This window comes from Marinobacter lipolyticus SM19, assembly GCF_000397065.2.
GTDB lineage: Bacteria > Pseudomonadota > Gammaproteobacteria > Pseudomonadales > Oleiphilaceae > Marinobacter > Marinobacter lipolyticus.
On the sequence record NZ_KE007306.1, the window covers coordinates 1,321,042 to 1,341,011 of the forward strand.

Here is a 19,970-nt window from a genome sequence, read left to right on the forward strand (position 1 = left end):
AGAAAGGACACATGAAGCGGCACATAGTCTTGATTGAGGACGAACCCGCCATTCGCGAAAACTACCGGGATGCCTTTGAGCGCCGTGGCTACCGCGTGTCCGCCTATGGTGACCGAGCCAGTGCCTTCCAGGTGCTGCGTCACAGCCTGCCGGATCTGGCCATCATCGATGTGGGATTGGGAGATGAGCCAGAGGGCGGCTTCACCCTGTGCCAGGACCTGAGGAACTTGTCCAAGACCCTGCCGATCATTTTTCTCACGGCGCGGGACAGCGACATTGATTCGGTCCATGGGCTGCGCCTGGGGGCGGACGACTATGTCACCAAGGACATGAGCCTGGATCACCTACTGGCGCGTGTTACCGCCCTGCTCCGCCGGGCCGATGCCTGGGCGGAGGCGTTGAAAAAACCCGACGAAGTGCTCCAGCGGGGCAAGCTGACTCTGAACGTGGACCGCATGACGGCTGACTGGGAAAACCAGCCGGTCGACCTGACGGTCACCGAATTCTGGATGCTCCACTCCCTGGTCCAGCATCCGGGCCACGTACGCAGCCGCGACCAGCTGATGGAAGCCGCCAGCACCGTGCTGGACGACAACACCGTGACGTCCCACATCAAACGCATACGTCGCAAGTTCGTGCAGATCGACAGCAACTTTGACGGTATACAGACCGCCTACGGCATGGGGTATCGCTGGAATGCCCATGAGGTCTGAGCCTTGAGCCTCAAGCGCCAGCTGTTCGTCGCCAGCCTGCTGATGCTGATGATTCCATGGGCGGGTCTGCAATTTGTGCTGGAGCTGGATGGAGCCCTGAGGGAGCAGGCGGCAGAGCAGTTGCAGGAACAGGCCAAACGGATGGCGGATACCGCTGGTGACCTGCTGATTGGCAACACAGCGGTGCCATCGGGCACCCCGGTCATATACGCTCACCCGGTCAACCAGCCGCCCCGCATGGACGGTTATGGCTACGACTGGCCCGGGTATAACGAAGAGCTTTCGCAACAGCAGTGGCAGGACCGGTCGGACACAACCACCGCGTCTGTCCTGCGCTGGCAAGCCGCAACCGATCAACGGTACCTGTACCTGCTGGTTCGGGTCGAGCATCCTGGCATTCGTTACTTCAACCCCGGCTCGCCCGACCAGCCACACGACCGCCTGCGCCTGATTATGCTCGAAGGCGCCAACCAAACCGAACGCGTCATCCGGACACCGGCTCCCGGACGCGTCAATGCCATCACAACCGGGCCCGAGCCTGACAATGATTTCCGCATTACCGGCTACTGGGAAAGTGTGGAGAACGGCTACCAGCTGGAGCTTAAACTGCCGCTACCAGCGCGAGGCAGCCGCCTCGGGCTGGTAGCCGAGTGGTCAGGCGGGAACGGTATTGATTCCGCCGGCACAGCCACCCTTCCGCCACCGGCACTGGTAACCCGTTTACCGCAGCTGGAACAACAACTCTCCAGCCAGATGGCCAGCGGCCAACATCTTCGGGTTCTGGAACCTGAAGGCTGGGTCATTGCCCGCCAGGCGCTGGCAAATAAACACGATCGGCCGGAGTTTGACTCCCTTAGCCCACTGGAGGTGGTGGAGCAGATTGCACTCAACGGCCTCAGAGCACTGGTGCGATTCTATCAACCGAACCCAAAGCCCGTTGACGAAACCTCCATCCGCCCTGATCCCACTACCCTTCCCGAAAGTGGTCTGGTGCGTCATCAGGATGGCAAAAGCTTCCTGATGGTGACACATCCGGTGTTCAGCGGCCGCATCCTGGTTCTTGAGCAATCGCTGGATCAGTTGCTGTCGCTGGCCGGCAATACCCTGGGCTCGGTGATCGCACGCAGTACCTTGTTGGTGGTGGGGCTGATGCTGGTTCTGCTGGGTTATATCAGTTGGCTGTCCTGGCGGATCACCCGACTGCAGCGGGCAGTCAGTGCCAGTGTCGACGACGATGGACGTATCATCGGTACGTTGCCGGATACACGCGCTCGCGACGAGCTGGGGCAGCTGCACCAGCACTTTGGCCAGATGGTCGACCGACTGCACGGTTATAACGAATACCTGGAAAGCTTTTCCCGCCGCCTTTCCCACGAGCTGAAAACGCCGGTGGCGGTAGTGCGCTCGTCCCTGGAGAATCTGCGCCACGCAGAATCCGACAGTGAACGCACCAGTTACATCGAGCGGGCCGCTGCGGCCACTGACAGGCTCAGCCAGATTCTGAACGGCATGAGCGAAGCCGCCAGGCTGGAACAGAGTTTCGACCACGCCGAGAAGGAACGCTTCGATCTGGCAGCGGTGATGGATCAGACAACCCGCGCCTATCAGCAACTGGATGCGGATCACCGGATTGTCTACAGGGGGCCTGCCGAGGGCTGCCTCCTGCACGGTTCACCGGAGCTGATCGTCCAGTTGCTGGACAAGCTGGTGGATAACGCCCGGGACTTCACCGCCACTGGCGATCGGATCGAACTCCGCCTTTCAGCAAAGAGCAAGAGTGCTGAACTGGGCGTGTTCAATCAGGGACCACCGCTGCCGGAGCACCTGAGCTCCGATATTTTCAACCCGTTTGTATCCATACGAAAAGGCACCCAGGAAGGACACCTGGGACAGGGTTTGCTGATCGTGAAGCTGATTGCCGAACACCATGGCGGGTCGGTAACCGCGAGCAATGAGGCCAACGGTGTGCTGTTCACCGTCAGCCTGCCCAGGCAGGCCCCGGTGTCCGGTCAGTGAGCGACTTTCAGACGATGCAGGCAAGCCTCTGGTCGTATTTCCCTGCGATCCACTTTCCCCTAACCTTGTGACCTGTCCAGGATTCAAGCCATCTGACACCGTGGAGACCAACCAGCGTGGGATCAAGTCTTTCAGCCCTTGCCATTCACCCGTTACGGGATGATCTGTATGACGAGCTGCATTCCCGCCCCTTCCAGGTACTGCCAACGCCTGCCCGGGTAACCCACATAGCCGTCCTCACCACACCCGAGGAACGCGACTCTCAGTTCCAGCATCTACAGGAGCTGCATCGCCTGCTGGGCCACCCGGAGCCCGACCAGGAAGTCAGTTGCTTCGAGAAAACCTTTGGCAACCTCCGCGTGCGGCGCGAGATGCATATGGAATTTGCGTCCTACACCTTCATCAACCTTGATCCGGCGGAGACTGGCGCGCCCTTCGCAGAAACCGGCATCAGCCTGCTTCCCGACGGTTGGCTGGATAAGCTGACAGGTACCGTCATTGCCGCGTTTCATATTCATCTGCAGACCCAGGCCGGGCAGGGGATGGAAGACCTGGATTATGTCCGCCAACACTTTGAAGGGCTTCGGTTAGTGGGCAGTAGCCCCCAGGAAGGCGCGGCCCGGGTATGGGGCACATTTCAGCTCCACAGTGACGGTTTTGGCCGTTTCATGGTGATGAACCACCACATGTCTGACAGTCAGCTCGGTCGCCTGACCCAGCGCCTGATGGAAATCGAAACCTATCGGCTGATGTCACTACTGGCGTTGCCGCTGGCCAGGGAGACCTCCCCGACCCTCAACGAGATGGACCAGAAACTGGCGGTGATCACCCAGTCCCTGGCGGACAATGATGACGTGGACGAGCCCGCACTGCTGGCCGAACTGACGGCCATAGCAGCACGAATCGAGGCCTTCAGGGCGCACTCCACTTTCCGCTTCTCGGCAACCCGGGCTTACCACCGGCTGGTACTGGCAAGGCTGGAAGCGCTCCGCGAAGATGAACTGTCCGGACATCTGACCATTACCGAGTTCATGACCCGGCGACTGACCCCGGCGGTGAAAACCTGCGAAGCGGTGAGCGAGAGACTGGAAGACCTGTCCCGACGGGTCGACCGTGCCTCGGATATGATGCGCACTCGGGTGGAGCTGGCGATCCAGAGCCAGAACCAGCAGCTACTGAGTTCCATGGACCGGCGCTCCAAGATCCAGCTGATGATGCAGCACACCGTGGAAGGCTTCTCGGTGGTCGCGATCACCTACTACCTGATTGGTCTGCTCAAGCTGGGGCTGGAATCCATGTACGACTCCGGATTCGATCTCAACAAGTCACTGATACTGGGGATTGCCATTCCCACAGTGATGGCACTGGTGTACCTGGGTGTTCGGACGGTACACCATCGTTTTATTCGCATGGCAAAAGGGCAGTAACCGACACCCTGTGTAGTTAGTGGTCTGACTTGTCGCCTGCGGCAAATTGCCGATAGAACTGCTGCGCGGTCCGTCCATTGCGTACCCCCTTGGCGGTGGCGAAGCGGATCGCCTCCCGGTGCAGGGCATCCCGGTCAGTCACTTGCGGGAACAGGGCGTCCACCGCCTGCAAATAAACATCCTGGGAAAACGGATAGAACGACAGCTGCAACCCGAACCGGTCCGCCAGCGAGACCTGTTCTTCGATGGCTTCCGCCGGATGCAGCTCGCCATCGTGCATCTCACTTTTCAGGTTGTCAGACATGAACTCGGGCATCAGGTGTCGGCGGTTGGAAGTGGCATAAACCCGCACGTTTTCCGGCGGCAGCTCCAGTGAGCCCTCAAGCACGCTCTTGAGAGCCTTGTAGCCGGATTCACCCACATCAAACGACAGGTCATCGCAGAAAATCACAAAGCGGTATGGCAGGGCACATATATCATCCACAATCTCCGGCAGGTTCACCAGGTCGTCCTTGTCGACCTCGATCATCCGCAACCCCCGGTCCTGATAACGGTTCAGCAGCGCCTTGATCAGCGACGACTTGCCGGTACCCCTGGAGCCCCAGAGCAACGCATTGTTGGACGGCTCTCCGGCGAGGAAACGCTCGGTGTTTCGCGCCAGCGCCTGTTGCTGGTGATCGATACCGGTCAGCGCCTGCCACTGTATCGGATCCAGCCTCCGGATAATCCTGAGGCCGGATCTGTGGCGACGCCAGACCGCTGCCGGGGTCGTCGCCCAATCAATCGTTGCTGTCTTCATCACACCTCTGTCCTATTCCGCCGGTCGCCAGGTTATGAAACACTGGCAAACAGATTGATCCCACATCAAGGAGACTTTACCGCAAATGGCCGTGAAATCCGTTGCCCTGGTGGCACACGACAACAAGAAGAAGGAACTGGTGGACTGGGTATCAGAGAACCAGACCCGCTTCGCGCAACTGTCCCTGTATGCCACCGGCACCACCGGCCGGTTACTGGGAGAAAACCTGGAGCGCGACGACATCCACTGCCTTCTCAGCGGCCCCCTCGGCGGAGACCAACAGATCGGAGCAAAGATCGCCGAGGGTGAGATCGACCTGCTGGTCTTTTTCTGGGACCCCCTGGAACCCCAGCCCCACGATCCGGACATCAAGGCGCTGTTGCGCATCGCTGCTCTGTGGAACATTCCGGTGGCCTGCAACCGCGCCACCGCGGAGTTCATCCTGACGTCGGCCTATATGACCGACGACCAGCACCGTCCACGCAAGCCGGATTTCTCGGACTACACCGGTCGCAAGGTCAGCTGACCAGTTTCCGGGCCAGGAACACCGTGTTGGTCGATTCCCGGTTCTGGAACGGATTGAAGAACGACACCACCCGGGCGTCCACATCGGTAAACAGAGTTCGCAAGGTGGCCATGAACTCCTCATCCGGCGGGTCATTGGACCACATGGCGAACACCCCGCCCGGGCGCAGGTGGACCGCCATTTTTCCAAGACTGTCTTCAGTGTAGAAACTGGCGTTGGAGTCGTGCAGAAGCGCTCGTGGTGAATGATCGATGTCCAGCAAGATGGCATCGAACAGCTTGCCCGGCTGCTCGGGGTCAAACCCCGACTCGGATACCGCCAGATCAAAGAAGCTGCCGTGAACATAACGACAGCGATCATCGGCGTTAAGCACCTTGCCCAGGGGCACTTTTCCCTGTTCGTGCCAGCGGATGACAGTATCCAGTGCATCGACTACCAGCAGTTCCTCTACCCGATCGTGCCGGAGCGCGGCTTCTGCGGTGTAACCCAGGCCCAGTCCGCCAACCACCACCTTCAGCGCCTGTCCATCGGTCATCTCCAGCCCCAGGTCCGCCAGGGCCACCTCTGCGTCCACGAACATGCTGGACATCAGGAATTCATCGCCCAGTTTCACTTCATAGATATCCCGCTCGCCCAGCGCGGGAATCCGCCGTCGCCGAAGGGTTATCTCCCCCAGCAGTGACGGTTGGCTGTCGATTTCTTCAAACAATAGACCCATGCGCAGCTTCCAATAGGTATGCAAAGTCACCATGCTAACACTGGATGCTGCAAAAGCGGGCACCTTGACGCCAACGCGTCTACACTACCTATTCGGTATATAAAGGATTTTAAGCGACCTGATGAGCGTCTTTTCCTCTCCGCTCCGCCAACTACTCAGGGCCGGATATCCGCTGTTGTGTGGTGTATTGCTGGCGCTCGCCGTGGTTGTCCCTGCCTGGGGAAAGCAATCATCCCCGATAACCATCGGCATTGTCTCAGATAACCAACCGTACTCCACCATTTCCGGTCGTGACGCATCCGGCTTTTCCATTGATGTTCTCAGGGAAGTGGAGCGTCATTCCAACCTTACCTTCGAGTTCCGTGCCGGAAGCTGGCCGGAAATCTATTCAGCTTTCCTGAACGGCGAACTGGATGCCATCGACAGTATCTCGTTCAGTAAAGAGCGGGCAAAAGACATCCTGTTCACCCAGCCTTACCACGTCCGCCAGACCTACCTGATGCATGACACGGAAAGGCCTATTGACCCGGTCAGTTCCCTGGAAGAGCTGAAGTCCTTGCAAGTCGGCGTGGTCAGGGATGTCTACTACCGGGACCTTCTGCTGGACAATGGGGTCACCGTAAAAACCTATGATTCACTGTCCAGCCAGATACGGGCTCTGGCTTTCGGCTGGGTAGACGTCATTATCGGGCCAGAGCTGACGCTGAAGTACTACGCCAATCAGGCTGGCTTCCGCTTTCTGGATTTCGCGGGCCCTGCCCCCCTCGGCGCCATGTCCCAGGAAGACTTTCGCATCGGTGTCCTGAAATCCAACCGGACGCTGTTCGAAAAAATCCGGACGGGTCTGGACGCCGTCCCACAAGAGCATATCGAGATGCTGCTGGAACGCTGGCAGGAGTATGGCGGCGCCCGCATCACAGAAACCCGTGGATTCAGCCTGAGCACCGCTGAACAGCAGTATATCCAGCAGACGGGCCCGGTGCGCGTTGGCATCATGCACGAATACGCCCCATTCAGCTTCGAGGATGGGGGGCAATTGCAGGGACTGAGCGTGGATGTGCTTAACCGCATTGCCGACCTGACCGGCTTGCAGATCATTCCCGTCGGCGGGCAGTGGTCAGATCTTTTTGAGATGTTCCGCAACGACGAAATCGACGTCATGGCCAATATGTCATTCAATGCCAGACGGAAGACATTTACGCGCTTTACCGAGCCTTATCACGTCATTCCTAATGTGGCCTTTACTCTCAACAACAACCTTTTCTTTGAAAGCCTCGAGGAGCTGGACGGCCTCACCGTTGCTGTGGGTTCCGGCATTTACTATGAATCGGCGATTAAAGACCGGCTTGGTGATCAGGTCCACACCTTCGCCTCTCAACAGGCCATGTTCAAGTCACTGGCCGACGGTAGTGTAGATGTGGTTTTCGCGGCCCTACCCAACGGTAACTACTGGGTACGGGAACTGGGTATTACCGGTGTCCGCATTGCCGGTGAACTGTCTCCCAGCAATACGCCGGGCGAGGACCTTCGCTTCGGTGTCCGCCCAGCGCTGGCTCCCCTGGCATCTATAATGGACACCGCTCTTGCAGCTATCAGTCCTACCGAGATGCGAATCATTGAAGATCGCTGGCTCGGCGCTTCCTTCAACACGCCGGATACCAAACCACCTGTTACTTTCTCTGACCAGGAGCGAGCCTGGCTGGAACAGCGTGATCAACGTCTGACCCTGTGCGTTGACCCGGACTGGATGCCTCTGGAGGGGGTTAATCACCGGGGCCAACATACCGGGGTGTCAGCTGAGGCATTCAGCCTGTTCGCGGAACGTTCCAATATCCGCTTCGAAGTTTTACCGAATGCCAGCTGGCAGAAAGCCATTCAGGCGGTCAAGGAACGTCGCTGTGACCTGTTACCCATGGCCATGAAAACCCCACAAAAGGCCGAATTCCTCGATTTTACAGTGCCTTACCTGAAAATCCCCAACGTGGTGATTGGCAGGATTGAGGCGCCATTTATGGAAAGACTGAAAGACCTTGACGGTATGCGACTGGGCGTGGTGGCGGACTATGCTTTTACCGAGTTGCTGAAGCAACGGCAACCAGGCATCCAGCTGGTGGACATTCCCAATGAGAGAACAGGACTACGCATGCTGCAACAGGGAGAACTGGATGGCAGCATTGCGACACTGGCCACAGCCAGCCATCATATGCAGGCCATGGGGCTCGCGGATCTGAAGGTCATCGGACGCATACCCTCCGACTGGTTCCTATCGGTTGCAACCCGCAACGATGAACCCATTCTGCTGGGTATTATGCAAAAGCTGGTGGCCAGCCTGAATACCGAGGAAAAACGACAGCTGGACAGCCAGTGGCGAAAGGTCCAGCTGGAACAAACGGTGGACTATACTCTGCTGTGGCAACTGGTACTGATCGCAACCATCATCCTGAGCCTGCTGTTCTACTGGAATCGAAAGCTCGGACGCCTGAACCGGAAACTTGCAATCGCCAATGCCACCCTGCAGCATCTGAGCGTCACGGACGATCTGACGCAGCTGGGCAATCGCAGTTACTTTGATCGTGAGTTCAACCTGAGTTTCCAGTGGTGCCAGCGCCACCGAGCAGGCTTTGCTGTGGCCATGGTGGATGCCGATCACTTCAAGAGGATCAATGACACCTATGGTCATGAAGCTGGCGATCTGTGCCTGAAAGCACTGGCTGACAGCATGCGCGCCCATTTCCGGCGTGATACCGACCGGATTGCCCGCTTTGGCGGCGAAGAGTTTGTCATCTTCACCACCTATCAGGACCAGGGCGACATGATCAAACGGCTCGACGACTTCCGCGCAGCGATCGGCCACAGCCTTAACGTCAGTGACAACCCGGATATCCAGCTCACCATTAGTATCGGGCTTGCCATTGGCATTCCCGGCACCACGATCGAGCCGGACGAATTCCTCCGCCAGGCGGATCAGGCTCTGTATCTTGCCAAACAAAATGGTCGGAACCGCCTGGAGGTCAAAACGGTCTCACAGTAGTCGTCAAATCTTTCAGGAAACAATCACAAGGAGAAACCCATGGCGAACATCTATCAAGACAATTCTCTATCGATCGGCAACACCCCACTGGTCAAACTCAACCGGGTCAGCGACGGCGCCACCATCTGGGCCAAAATTGAAGGGCGCAACCCGGCGTATTCCGTGAAATGCCGCATTGGCGCCGCGATGATCTGGGATGCCGAAAAGCGGGGCGTGCTGAAACCAGGTATCACTATCGTCGAGCCCACCAGCGGCAATACCGGTATCGCCCTGGCCTTTGTCGCAGCCGCCCGGGGTTATAAGCTGATCCTGACCATGCCATCGTCGATGAGTCTGGAACGTCGCAAGGTGCTCAAGGCCCTTGGTGCCGAGCTGGTGCTGACCGAACCGGCCAAGGGTATGCCGGGCGCCATCGCCCGGGCCGAGGAAATCGTGGCCTCCGATCCCCAGCACCATTTCATGCCCCAGCAATTTGATAACCCGGCCAACCCCCGCATTCACGAGGACACCACTGGCCCGGAAATCTGGGACGACACCGATGGCGCCGTTGATATTTTCGTTGCCGGTGTCGGCACTGGCGGCACACTCACCGGGGTGTCACGGTACATCAAGAACACCAAGGGCAAGGCCATCACCTCCGTCGCCGTTGAGCCCACCGACTCCCCAATCATTACCCAAGTGATGGCGGGTGAGGATCCGAAACCGTCCCCTCACAAAATTCAGGGCATCGGCGCCGGCTTTGTGCCCAAAAACCTCGATCTGAGCCTGGTCGACCAAGTGGAAAAAGTGAGTAACGACGAAGCCATTGCCATGGCACACCGACTGATACAGGAAGAGGGGATTCTGTGCGGAATTTCCTGTGGCGCGGCCGTGGTCGCAGCAATACGAGTCAGTAAACAACCCGAGAACAAAGGCAAGAATATTGTGGTGGTGCTTCCGGATTCCGCCGAGCGCTATCTGTCGTCTGCGTTGTTTGCGGATCGGTTTGGCGAGCAGGAGAACGTTCAGTAAGGGTGCAAGAACTGCCAGCGGGCTGCTGTCCCGCTGGCAGTACCAAGACTATCCAGTCCTAGAACTGGAACCGCATACCAACGCGAGCCGTATCAAATTCAGGGCCGTCATTGGTTACCTGACCATTGAAGTCGTCTTCATCAATATCCACATTGTAACGGTCGTACTCCGCAAACGCCGTTAGCTGTTCGGTCACACGGAAGTCCACACCGGCGCCCACGAATGGACTCACTTCGTCGTAGGTTTCACTTTCATCAAAGGCATCAACATCAAGTGCAGAAGCGAAGGCACCTGCCTTGGCGTAAACACCGAAGGTGTCCGTGACCGGAAGTCGACCGATCACACCCAGGCCGACACCCTTGAGCTTGGCCCGGACATCGTCATCACCGAAATTGCCAAAATCAATGTAGTCCGCCTCCAGAGCAAAAAATTCATTGAACTGATAACCGAGAGAGGCGCCCAGCAGGTCGTTGTCGTCATCAAATTCACCACCGTGGGATTTATAACCACCGTAACTGCCGCTGATGAAGAAACCGGAATTGTCCCGGGCCGTGTTGTCCTGGGCCCAGACCGCCGGAGCAGCCAATACCGTTGTCGTCAGAACTGTGGCACATGCAAAACTGGCTTTGTAGTTCATACGCTTCCATCCTCCCGAATTCGGAGATCCGTTCATTTCGGAGTGCAACTGAGACGTGTTCCACCCAATTGCATGAATCCAGCGTACTACCCACAAGCCTGTCGGGGGGTTAAACCTCAACTAACATTCAGTCATATTTTGTTCATGTGATCTTGGAAATAGTGTTGTCTGAAAACAACTTAGCGATGCCCGTCCGGAGGCGCGAGCAACTGCCCGGCGCCGGTAGCCACTGCCGCAACGCTGCGATAGGAGAGTTTCGATATGTTGTGATGAGTGAACCGAACGGCCTGACTCCAGGGTCGGGTAACGGGAATGCGATGGAGCACATTAAAGGTCTCATCCGCAATCGACAGGTGCACCCGTTCCAGTTTTCCGGCCCCCTGCGCAATACCATGGGTCAATACATCCGCGACGCCCAGCCACCACTCACGACCGTGCTCATTTCCGGTTTTCATAGCAACCACTCCACCAATTGCCGGGCTACATCAGGATGATGCGCCAGGCGAATATGATCCACTCCGGGGAAGCTCGCCATGCCGGCAAGTTTCCACCCGGTACGTTCTTCGCCACGGGCGCTGGCTTCATGCACCAACGCGTCCCCGAACAGGGCATTCACCGGATGCGTCCGGGAACGGGCCAGCAATCCACACACCACAAAATGCCGCACACCCGGAACCAGGGGCGGCTCGCCCTGCCCCTCTGGCACCACATCGCCCCGGGACAGGTTGCGGATACCTTCGCTGCGCAGATCAATCACTTCACCGGCGACCCGTAAATAGTCACGAGGAGCACGATTGAGCAGGTCCGCAGTGGCTTTCGCCCCTTTCGCCAGCCAGGAACCATCGTGAGGCGAGCCAAGATAGACACAGTCGGTCAGGCGCTCCATCCAGCGATGGTTCTGAGCTTGCCCATAATGGCAGGCACTGCGGATCAACAGCCCTCCCATACTATGGCCCATGAGAACGATACGCTCCAACGGAACCGGCCAGGCAGACACCAACTCTTCCAGCAATGCCGCCAGCGCCTCGCCATTCCGATAGATCGGCCTTCCCGTGTTATAGCGCAGAGTCAGCGATGTGATCTCCCGGGAAGCACTTGTCAGCAGGGAGCCGTAACTCAAGCCTCCTTGCCCTGGGAACGTCCATACAGACTCCAATTCCATTAGCCCATGGATAGACAGGCAAAGAGTGGAACCGGGGGCCTCAAGTTGTGGAGCACAGTGATTCAGTGATGAGTGCCCATGAAAGAGCTCCATGGGCACCGCCAGGGGGTTGTTACGCGCCTCAAGCCAATCCCCAAGGAACCCACTGAGGATAGCCGAAGCGTGCCGTTGCCACACCGGGCTGGTATCTGACTTCATACTTGTTTGCTATTGTTTGGAAGTAAGTTTGCCAGTTTACTCCGATGCCCGGCATAGCGATTGGCTGAACCTTCAGCAGGCAAAGGCATAGCGGCAACTGCTACTCAATGACTTTGACCGGCCACCCCCATGCAATTGGCATAGAAGGTGGTGGTAGCCGGCCAGTCGGAAAAGATCCCGATCACACCGACCTCCCGCGCCAGTACATCGATCACATTGAACACGTCGCCGTCATTGTTGATGGCGTCGGTAATGGTCTGGTGGTACCAGCCACCGCCGCTCGCCAGCGGACCACTGCGTTCAACCGTCCAGGCGATCAGATCCAGGCCCGCAGCCCGGGCATTCTCGGCATACTCCGACGGCACTATCTGTTGATGGCCATCCAGGGTCAGCATCTTCCACAGTGCCGGCGCCAATACATTCACCCCCTGGGCAGACAGGTTTCCCATCCAGGCCAGGGATGAGTTTTCCTCCGTCAGTGGCTCCTGATCCAGAAACACCGCCTGCTGTCCAAACCGCGGCAGTTCATTCACCCAGAACAGCACATCGTCCAGCAGGAATGACTGCGGCCACACAGCGTCGGGGCTTACGCCTGCATCGATGTAATCCTGGATCATCTGACGGGCATAGTCCTGCTGGGTGTAGTCCCCTTCATAGGGCATCTCCACCACCGGCGTCTTTAACTCCGGCGTGAATTTCACGCCCAGGGCCTTGAACAGCTCAATACTTTCTTTGTGGCTGAGCAGGGTGCCACGGCTGCTGTATAAATCGGTACGCCACGGGGCTGTGCCCTGTACATAGTCCTCAGGCGTCGTCGCCATGGGATTGAAGGCATCCATCTTACCCTCGAGAGACTTGAACTCCTCCAGCGTGATATCACTGGTACGGCACTCCGCCTGGGCCTCGGTACCACTGACCGGATCTGCCGGCACAAACGGCTGGGTGCACTTGGCGTTGAGTTCAGGGATGGTCACGATGTTGGTGGTGGTATGAAGGTCATTCTGGGCATGGCGGCAAACCAACTCCCGGTCCTTGGTGAAGGCAACATCGCACTCGATAATACCGGCACCCATCTGCGCGGCGGCGACATAGGATTCCAGGGTATGTTCCGGGAACTGCAGCGGTGCACCCCGGTGGCCGATTGAGAAATCCGTGGGCCTGGGCTTTTTCACGGTGCAGGACTGCAGGGTTTCTTTCAACGGCCCTTCGTCCATATCCGCCACCAGCCAGAGTGGACGGGGGCCAAGATGAACCTCCCGCTCGCCTTTATCGAACACACCCTTCCTACCCTGCCCTTTTTCCAGGCCGGGCGGTATCCAGTTCTCGCCTTGACCGTGCCCCCCAGGACCTGCATGAACAACGGAGAACAAAGACATCAACAATGCCGTAATCAGTAACGTACGTAACTTCATAACAAGCTCCCTGTGCGATGAATGGTACTGCTCGGCTATGATGGGCGCTGTGGGTTACGCTGGGGTGACGGTCCTATGACCTAATCAGAAGCCTCCCCAGTAATATTGAGACCATAAATTGTCCGCGTTTAGGAAACAGAACACGCTAAGGTCGCAAAGCGGACATTTGGCTTCGGCGATAATGAGGAGCTCTGCGGCAACCTTGGAGCCGCAAAGCAGTGGGTCGGCGATTATCGAAAACATGATCTTTTCAAATGCTGGTAAACCAAGGATCTGTACCGCGACGATAACGAATCGCGGCCCTGACCATCTCGCCCTACTTTTTGCTCTTCTTCAAGAGGTCCAGAAGTTCGCGCACAGGGGGGAGGCCAACGCCTGCAGGAATTATCGGGTCGTCATCCTGCTTAATAGCGCCGGACTCCAGGCTATTCAATCCAACCTCCCAAGCGTTGATGACATTGAGTTCCCTCAGACTTAGGAAGCTTCCCGGCTTCCAGGTAGGAGGTTGAGGATGACTCGTTTGTTCAGCCATTGCAGCGAATGTTAAGACATATTTCCCAGCTGCCTCATAAGTCGCCAATAGGCGATCGAGGTTGGCTGGCGACGACGGCTCCATAGTATTAATCCGACTAGCCAGCACCACTCTGTCACCTTCATTCGCATCGAAATTTTCTGACAACTGGACACGATAATGTCCGGGATGCCGTCTGCTGACTCCTCGAATTATTGTCACTCGTAGCCGATTATTTGGATCATCCTGTCCAATGGTATCGACAAGTTCCTTAAAGATTTTTTCAGCTGGAGTTGCGTTACGAAATAGCAAAACAAGTGCTGGCACGGGGGAAGCCCCCCCTGATTCCATGAAAGCAGTGCCCTGCCATTCCGCCTGATTCCACAACCGAGTATTGATCAGCCCCTGTAATTTATAGTCGCCATGCTTGGTCTTTTCGGAATCGAAACTGTCATCGGACGATGCCCCTTTTCCGGGTACCAGATTATTCGCCCGGGTCGTCTTCGGTAGGTCTTTCGGGAATCCTGCATCCCACTTTTCCTTCCGTATCAACGGGAAATCACGTTGGTCAGGGACATCAAACGTTGAAACAACAGTGGCCGCCGCCTCCTCTCCGAACACATTATGAAGCGCTGTAAAGCATGAGCTAAAAGGTACAGCCCTCTGGAGTACTCTGTCTTCCCCAAACATAACTTCAAACGTTTGCTCAGGGTCCTTTGCTTGGGCAATCCGGACAACAGCGTCAATTAAGAACTCCTGCAACCATCGCTGGATAGTCCCTTGACCCTCGGCAGTCAGTTTGCAATGTGCGAAAGAGGAACACAGCACCTCAAACACAAGAGCCAGATCGGAATCATTGATTTCATGCGAGATCTCGATCTCATCAGCGTCATCGGCTGAAATTTCAACAACCAACCGCTTCTCCAAGATGATCAACCCATCCACGATACTCGTAGCGAGCATCGATTCCAGCCCAGCCAAAATTGTCTCTGACAACTCCAAGAACGGTGTACGGTTGGGGAAGGCCACCTCTATCTCACATCCCATAACCGTAGTCCTGAGACTAGTATATTTTCCTGAAAGGAGATTTATCTCCGCGGGTGCCGCTCCCATATCAATATCACGGACCATCTTCAGAAAATTGATTAAGCCTTCGGACGTTTCATTGGTATATTCCTTTGCCAATTCCTCATAGCCCAAAACGTAGAGGAGAGCGGACTCGCTGACTACCAATCCGTGCGTGGACAGCCAGTCGGGCAGTTTCGATAAGGCAGAAAGATGATTGTGGTCGCTGTTGGCAATCGTCTGTGACAAAAAGGCATCAAAGCGTTGACGCTCATCGTCTGAAATTAGGTCATCATCAAATCCATTCGAGGTGAGTAGAGCTAGATGCCACCAAGCAAGAGCCGCGTAAATCCGGCCCAACCTCAGCTCCAGCTTCGCCAATCGCAGATATGAAAAGACTTGGCCGCTCAGCAACTCACCACTCGTCCAATATTCATTGGTTGCCAGGGTCGACGCCAAGAGATAGTTGGATCTGGCCGCCCACAACAAATCAACCTCGGTATACGCATGAGCCAAAATGTTCAATGCAGCATACAGGTCCTGCTCATGTCCCTTTTGGTAAAGCCCATGCAAGGATTTTCCAAGGAGCTTAATCGCTTCGTAGGGTTTGCCGGATTCCAGCCTCTTCACGCCACGTTTAACCCACATTTGTGCGGCATTTGAGCGTCCCTCGCGGTCCGAATAGCTCTGGGTGACATAATCGAGAAGCTCCTCGTAGCTCTCGCTATCGCCAAGTAATCCGTCAAGTTCAAGGACCAAGTTGTAAAGCTCCGAGTGGGCGAAGCCGATTAAACCTTCACCCTTTCGGAAGATTTCAAGCAATGAGGCAAAGATCGGATCAGCTTCCTCTGGAGCTTCTAGTGAGTGTAGATTCATTAACTGAATATAGGCCTCACCCATGAGCGAATTGCTCGGGCGTTCCTCCATGTCGGCAATCGAATCCAAAGCTGTACGAACCTGATCGCGTAGGGACTCTAGCTCTGCCTTATCACCTTGCATCCGGATCCTGAAAGCACTTGAGTAAAGGCCGAAAAGAGTGACGATGTCGCCCCACTGGGAGGCATGATCTAATTTTTGTGCCACTGCCAAACTCGACAGAAACTCTTCTCGAAAAAGATCGAAATCCTCGAACCACCAGTAGGCTGCCCATGCGTATTGGTAGTGGGCTTTGAACTGTTGAAATACAGTGCCAAATTTCTTCGCAGCCTTAACCGCCCGATCGAAACGACCACGGGTTTCAATCTCAGGATTTTCCAGCTCTTTGGAGAGGATAGCGGCCTCAAGAAACTCGCTGACCTCTTCAGTGGAAATTTCAGAAGGGTTGACCTCCGATTTGATGTGCTTCTCAATCTCTTTCAGTCGTAATTCCCGCGCATAGTCTGCGGTACCGGTTTGAACCTCCCTCCGCCAGTCCACTTCAATGCCAAGGGTATCGATCGCCATTTCTTCAAGGCCAAGCGAAAAGACCTGATCAAGGATCCAGGAACGATCCAGGATCCGGACATCGATTCCAGTCTCTCCCGCCAGTTCGTCTTCAACATCACTTCGCTGGTTACTCTTTATGAATTGGTTTGTGACGAAAAAGGCCTTAGTGTAATCCCTGTCCGTATTCTTAATCTTCCGAATATCCCGCCGACACTTTGGCTTCCACCCTTCCTGAGTACTGACGGCAAATGCCCATCGCTCGTTGTGCGAATTCTCATTAATGCCGACAAACCAACAAAGTTTGGTCTGTTCACTGACAGGGAAGGTTTGCGAATCAACTTTGCCATCCCCGCCAGCAACGGGACCGGTTTGCTCTAGGAGATTTGGGCATATCACCCGTTCACAAAGCTTTTTCGCGAAATCCTCAAACGCCAACTCTTTATTTTTGCGATTGAGAGTGTCGAGCTGATACTCGAGGAGGCCACGATCAAGTTTCCCCAACTCTCGAGTTACCGAATCTGAAAAGCGCTCAGGGCGCCGCTCTTTCATGAATTGCCGTGGTGAGAAATGCGGGTCAGATGGTGTTTGCTCTGTCATGAAGGCTCCAATAACGGTGTAGCCGGCGTCCTGAACGCACCTGCCTCAAAAACTCTGATTAACGTTATCACAGCCGAAGCTGTCGATCAGGAACAGACATCGGTCCTGCTCCACCAAAAACACATTAGTCACTGCCTAATTGTGAAACAGATACTAATTTCTTGAATTGTGCTTAATCGGCGCGCGTCCGGAAAACTCGGGGCTAAGGTGTATGAGTTGCCTTCGGTGGCGCTGGAAAACGAGGACGAACCGGAGGGGCCTATTGCAGTGGCCGAGTACAAAGGCTGCGAGGCTTTTTGAGCGTTCGCTTGGTGCCTTGTCGCGATTTTACGCCGAACCGAACGCTTCCACGCGATTGGTTTACCGGATGCCGGGCTTAGTTTACGTGACCGGTGGTCGGGCTGACGCCATTGCGGATCAGGTTAAGCACATCAACACACTCAAAGAGCAGTTCGGCGAACTGGTCGAAAAGCTGGGCGACTGGGACGACCGGTTCGGGTGGGTCCATCGGACGTTTCCGGGCCTGATTACCCTGCAGGTCACACGGAAACTGCGTTGCCTTCGGGGCATTCCTTCTCCTGGGCGCACCTAGAAGCCATTTATAAGAAATCCAAGGCGCAGGTGTTGGAGATGCTGGAGCGGCCTAACGGACGGGTTCGTCCGTCATCGGACGACCAGCCCTGGCAAATGTACGTGGATCGGGCCATGGGGATTGTCCATTCGTTGCCAGACAAGGTAGAGCTGCGACAGCGTCGACGCGACCGGGGTCATCCGGTCATCAACATGCGAACCGACGAGGTATCGGCCAAGCGAGTGCAACTGCCTACGATCATTCTGGAGCCGTCAGACCGGATCAAATAGTCTAAAATTCCTGAATGAGTGACGACACGGATTACATCGACTGCTTCAAATACCTACCGTTCGATGACGGGAGTCTTGCGGTGCTAACCCAGGGCACCATGAAATACACCAGGCCTATGAGGTTCAACGACCCCTTTGAAGTTTTGCCAGTCTATCCTCGCGACCCGAAAGAAATTCGCAACCAAGACACAGACTTTCTCGATGAAATGATTGCGAGAGCTGTAGGCAGCAAGCGAATTCCCATCTCACAACGTCTTGCGATGCGGCAAAAATTGGCGCACCACTTTGCTAACTTGCCGGGAACAGCCGATTGGCAGGAGCAGGTTTTCGGAGATATGGGTGTATGCTGTTTGTCCCGAAACCCATTTAACATATTGATGTGGTCGCACTATGCGAGGCTCCACACAGGATTCGTCGTTGGTTTCCGTATGCAGCGATTGACCGATAAGTGCGCAGAGAGTGATGTTGGATACAAAATGCTGCCCCTACCTGTCGATTACTCCAAGGAAAGACCCAAGATCAACTGGAGCGAAGCTACCAGCGAAATGATACGAAAAATGGTTCTGACGAAATCTGATGACTGGTCCTACGAAGAAGAGGAGCGCGTTATCGAGTGGAGTCGACCGGGCGAAATCTTGCCTTACGATCGAGACAATACGCTGCAATATGTCATCACCGGGGCAAAGATGGATAAAGAGTCGTTAGGCCGTCTCGAAGAGATAGTAGCGAATCTCCGTGAAACGCCCGGTTTGGCCCATCTGAGGCTCTATGAGGCCCAAATGTCCGAAACAAAGTACGCAATTGAGGTCCCGGGCTTGCCTAAGCCAAAGGGGCAACTGAACAGTGACAGACTCAGGGCGCCAATAACATGAAAGGGGACATCACCGTTCCGTTACATGGTCAGGAGTGCGCGGCGTGGCTTTATAGACCGGAGAGTGAAGGACCCCATCCGCTGGTAGTGATGGCGCACGGTCTCGGAGCGGTCAAAGAAATGCGTTTAGAGCCATTCGCACAAGCATTTTGCGACAACGGGTGTGTGGTGTTGGTATTTGATTACCGTAATTTCGGGGGCAGCGAGGGCGAGCCTCGGCAATTACTTTCTATCCGCCAGCAACTCCAGGACTGGAAAGCGGCCATCGAATTTAGTCGCCACCTGCCCACGGTCGGATCAGCGAAGACTGTGCTTTGGGGTACGTCACTCAGTGGGGGGATGCATTGAAACTGGCAGCGACCGTTCCAGACATTGCGGCGGCAATTTCTCAAGTCCCTCATTTGATCGGGCCGGCGTCGTTGCGAATGAATTCAATCGGCAAAATCCTGAAGTTGACGCTCCACGGGCTTTACGACGGACTCAGAGGACAATAGTGGCCCTTATAAACGCGCCGGGGCAGTCGCAGGGGTATCTAGGCCTGGTATCAGAGGAGTTGGATCTTGACCGGCGTGTTGCAGCCCGATTTGCCCTGTTAGTCGGTCTGTATTCGCCTGTGAGAGCGTTGAAGACCATTGAGGAACCGATACTGATGCAAGTTGGCCTAAATGACGTCATCACACCTGCTCAGACAGGCATTAAAGCGGCGCAAAAATTTCCGACAGTGGAGCTGAAAACCTATGACAGCGGTCACTTCGAGCCATATCAGGAACCGCTATTCTCTTTTGTGCTTGCTGACCAGCTCGACTTTCTCAATCGGAAGCTACATATCTAGAATTGAGGTGTAGTCCTTATTGCTGACGAGAATCAGAAACGAATTGATCAATATACTATGCTCACGAAGCTGAACGGGATGAAGGTGTTCAAGCTAGACGACGTTAGTCGCTGCGCGGGGTGCGGGGTGCGGGGTGCGGGGTGCGGGGTGCGGGGTGC

16 protein-coding genes and 1 pseudogene are annotated in these 19,970 nt (G+C 55.9%); 10 read left to right on the forward strand and 7 right to left on the reverse strand.

Annotated features, from left to right (window positions below; translation table 11 throughout):
* The first annotated feature begins 11 nt into the window (after window positions 1–11).
* From pdsR to MARLIPOL_RS06045, 3 genes are all read left to right on the forward strand, one after another.
* Window positions 12–713 carry a proteobacterial dedicated sortase system response regulator gene (gene pdsR / locus MARLIPOL_RS06035; RefSeq protein ID WP_012137215.1) on the forward strand — a complete coding sequence of 234 codons (702 nt, stop codon included), beginning with the start codon at window positions 12–14 and terminating at the stop codon, window positions 711–713.
* A 3-nt stretch (window positions 714–716) separates the two neighbouring features.
* Entirely contained in the window at window positions 717–2,729 is a 2,013-nt protein-coding gene (locus tag MARLIPOL_RS06040; RefSeq protein ID WP_012137216.1) for an ATP-binding protein, read from the forward strand.
* Between the two features lie 116 nt (window positions 2,730–2,845).
* A complete protein-coding gene (locus MARLIPOL_RS06045; protein ID WP_012137217.1) occupies window positions 2,846–4,156 on the forward strand; it encodes a DUF3422 family protein in 1,311 nt (436 codons plus the stop codon).
* A gap of 16 nt (window positions 4,157–4,172) precedes the next feature.
* Here the strand turns inward: MARLIPOL_RS06045 and MARLIPOL_RS06050 are convergent, their stop codons facing one another.
* Complete coding sequence (locus tag MARLIPOL_RS06050) at window positions 4,173–4,955, reverse strand: ATP-binding protein (RefSeq protein ID WP_012137218.1); 783 nt, start codon at window positions 4,953–4,955, stop codon at window positions 4,173–4,175.
* Between the two features lie 85 nt (window positions 4,956–5,040).
* Between MARLIPOL_RS06050 and MARLIPOL_RS06055 the strand changes: the two genes are divergently transcribed.
* The gene (locus MARLIPOL_RS06055) at window positions 5,041–5,481 is read left to right on the forward strand and encodes a methylglyoxal synthase (protein ID WP_012137219.1); all 441 of its coding nucleotides are present in this window, start codon (window positions 5,041–5,043) and stop codon (window positions 5,479–5,481) included.
* Here MARLIPOL_RS06055 and MARLIPOL_RS06060 read toward each other — a convergent pair.
* Window positions 5,474–6,199 (reverse strand): polyamine aminopropyltransferase, encoded by a 726-nt coding sequence (locus MARLIPOL_RS06060; protein ID WP_012137221.1) that lies wholly within the window; start codon window positions 6,197–6,199, stop codon window positions 5,474–5,476. The two genes, MARLIPOL_RS06055 and MARLIPOL_RS06060, sit on opposite strands and share 8 nt — an antisense overlap.
* Before the next feature lie 121 nt (window positions 6,200–6,320).
* Between MARLIPOL_RS06060 and MARLIPOL_RS06065 the strand changes: the two genes are divergently transcribed.
* Both MARLIPOL_RS06065 and cysK read left to right on the forward strand, forming a co-directional pair.
* Complete coding sequence (locus tag MARLIPOL_RS06065) at window positions 6,321–9,230, forward strand: transporter substrate-binding domain-containing diguanylate cyclase (RefSeq protein ID WP_012137222.1); 2,910 nt, start codon at window positions 6,321–6,323, stop codon at window positions 9,228–9,230.
* Between the two features lie 39 nt (window positions 9,231–9,269).
* Window positions 9,270–10,241, forward strand: a complete 972-nt coding sequence (cysK, locus tag MARLIPOL_RS06070) for a cysteine synthase A (RefSeq protein WP_012137223.1) — start codon at window positions 9,270–9,272, stop codon at window positions 10,239–10,241.
* A gap of 58 nt (window positions 10,242–10,299) precedes the next feature.
* On the opposite strand, the gene MARLIPOL_RS06075 is transcribed toward cysK, so the two are convergent.
* From MARLIPOL_RS06075 to MARLIPOL_RS06095, 5 genes are all read right to left on the reverse strand, one after another.
* The gene (locus MARLIPOL_RS06075) at window positions 10,300–10,878 is read right to left on the reverse strand and encodes an outer membrane beta-barrel protein (RefSeq protein WP_012137224.1); all 579 of its coding nucleotides are present in this window, start codon (window positions 10,876–10,878) and stop codon (window positions 10,300–10,302) included.
* 179 nt (window positions 10,879–11,057) lie between these two features.
* Window positions 11,058–11,333 carry a hypothetical protein gene (locus tag MARLIPOL_RS06080; protein ID WP_012137225.1) on the reverse strand — a complete coding sequence of 92 codons (276 nt, stop codon included), beginning with the start codon at window positions 11,331–11,333 and terminating at the stop codon, window positions 11,058–11,060.
* The gene (locus MARLIPOL_RS06085; protein WP_036190414.1) at window positions 11,330–12,238 is read right to left on the reverse strand and encodes a PGAP1-like alpha/beta domain-containing protein; all 909 of its coding nucleotides are present in this window, start codon (window positions 12,236–12,238) and stop codon (window positions 11,330–11,332) included. The genes MARLIPOL_RS06080 and MARLIPOL_RS06085 overlap by 4 nt, the downstream gene beginning before the upstream one ends.
* A gap of 104 nt (window positions 12,239–12,342) precedes the next feature.
* Window positions 12,343–13,650: a glycerophosphodiester phosphodiesterase family protein gene (locus MARLIPOL_RS06090; protein WP_012137227.1), complete on the reverse strand. Its 1,308-nt coding sequence runs from the start codon at window positions 13,648–13,650 to the stop codon at window positions 12,343–12,345.
* Between the two features lie 316 nt (window positions 13,651–13,966).
* The gene (locus MARLIPOL_RS06095) at window positions 13,967–17,248 is read right to left on the reverse strand and encodes a hypothetical protein (RefSeq protein WP_036190419.1); all 3,282 of its coding nucleotides are present in this window, start codon (window positions 17,246–17,248) and stop codon (window positions 13,967–13,969) included.
* A 211-nt stretch (window positions 17,249–17,459) separates the two neighbouring features.
* Between MARLIPOL_RS06095 and MARLIPOL_RS18775 the strand changes: the two are divergent.
* From MARLIPOL_RS18775 to MARLIPOL_RS06120, 4 genes and pseudogenes are all read left to right on the forward strand, one after another.
* Window positions 17,460–18,109 (forward strand): annotated as a pseudogene (locus MARLIPOL_RS18775) (DNA replication terminus site-binding protein).
* Window positions 18,110–18,123: 14 nt separating this feature from the next.
* Window positions 18,124–18,981 (forward strand): DUF2971 domain-containing protein, encoded by an 858-nt coding sequence (locus MARLIPOL_RS06110; RefSeq protein ID WP_012137231.1) that lies wholly within the window; start codon window positions 18,124–18,126, stop codon window positions 18,979–18,981.
* The gene (locus tag MARLIPOL_RS18970; protein ID WP_012137232.1) at window positions 18,978–19,328 is read left to right on the forward strand and encodes an alpha/beta hydrolase; all 351 of its coding nucleotides are present in this window, start codon (window positions 18,978–18,980) and stop codon (window positions 19,326–19,328) included. Before MARLIPOL_RS06110 ends, MARLIPOL_RS18970 begins: the two co-directional genes overlap by 4 nt.
* A gap of 145 nt (window positions 19,329–19,473) precedes the next feature.
* The gene (locus MARLIPOL_RS06120; RefSeq protein WP_012137233.1) at window positions 19,474–19,812 is read left to right on the forward strand and encodes an alpha/beta fold hydrolase; all 339 of its coding nucleotides are present in this window, start codon (window positions 19,474–19,476) and stop codon (window positions 19,810–19,812) included.
* Window positions 19,813–19,970: the final 158 nt, after the last annotated feature.

Coding starts and splice junctions, on each gene's coding strand:
- pdsR (WP_012137215.1), top strand. CDS start 12: ATGAAGCGGCACATAGTCTTGATTGAGGACGAACCCGCCATTCGCGAA.
- MARLIPOL_RS06050 (WP_012137218.1), bottom strand. CDS start 4,955: ATGAAGACAGCAACGATTGATTGGGCGACGACCCCGGCAGCGGTCTGG.
- MARLIPOL_RS06055 (WP_012137219.1), top strand. CDS start 5,041: ATGGCCGTGAAATCCGTTGCCCTGGTGGCACACGACAACAAGAAGAAG.
- MARLIPOL_RS06060 (WP_012137221.1), bottom strand. CDS start 6,199: ATGGGTCTATTGTTTGAAGAAATCGACAGCCAACCGTCACTGCTGGGG.
- MARLIPOL_RS06065 (WP_012137222.1), top strand. CDS start 6,321: ATGAGCGTCTTTTCCTCTCCGCTCCGCCAACTACTCAGGGCCGGATAT.
- cysK (WP_012137223.1), top strand. CDS start 9,270: ATGGCGAACATCTATCAAGACAATTCTCTATCGATCGGCAACACCCCA.
- MARLIPOL_RS06075 (WP_012137224.1), bottom strand. CDS start 10,878: ATGAACTACAAAGCCAGTTTTGCATGTGCCACAGTTCTGACGACAACG.
- MARLIPOL_RS06080 (WP_012137225.1), bottom strand. CDS start 11,333: ATGAAAACCGGAAATGAGCACGGTCGTGAGTGGTGGCTGGGCGTCGCG.
- MARLIPOL_RS06085 (WP_036190414.1), bottom strand. CDS start 12,238: ATGAAGTCAGATACCAGCCCGGTGTGGCAACGGCACGCTTCGGCTATC.
- MARLIPOL_RS06090 (WP_012137227.1), bottom strand. CDS start 13,650: ATGAAGTTACGTACGTTACTGATTACGGCATTGTTGATGTCTTTGTTC.
- MARLIPOL_RS06095 (WP_036190419.1), bottom strand. CDS start 17,248: ATGACAGAGCAAACACCATCTGACCCGCATTTCTCACCACGGCAATTC.
- MARLIPOL_RS06110 (WP_012137231.1), top strand. CDS start 18,124: ATGAGTGACGACACGGATTACATCGACTGCTTCAAATACCTACCGTTC.
- MARLIPOL_RS18970 (WP_012137232.1), top strand. CDS start 18,978: ATGAAAGGGGACATCACCGTTCCGTTACATGGTCAGGAGTGCGCGGCG.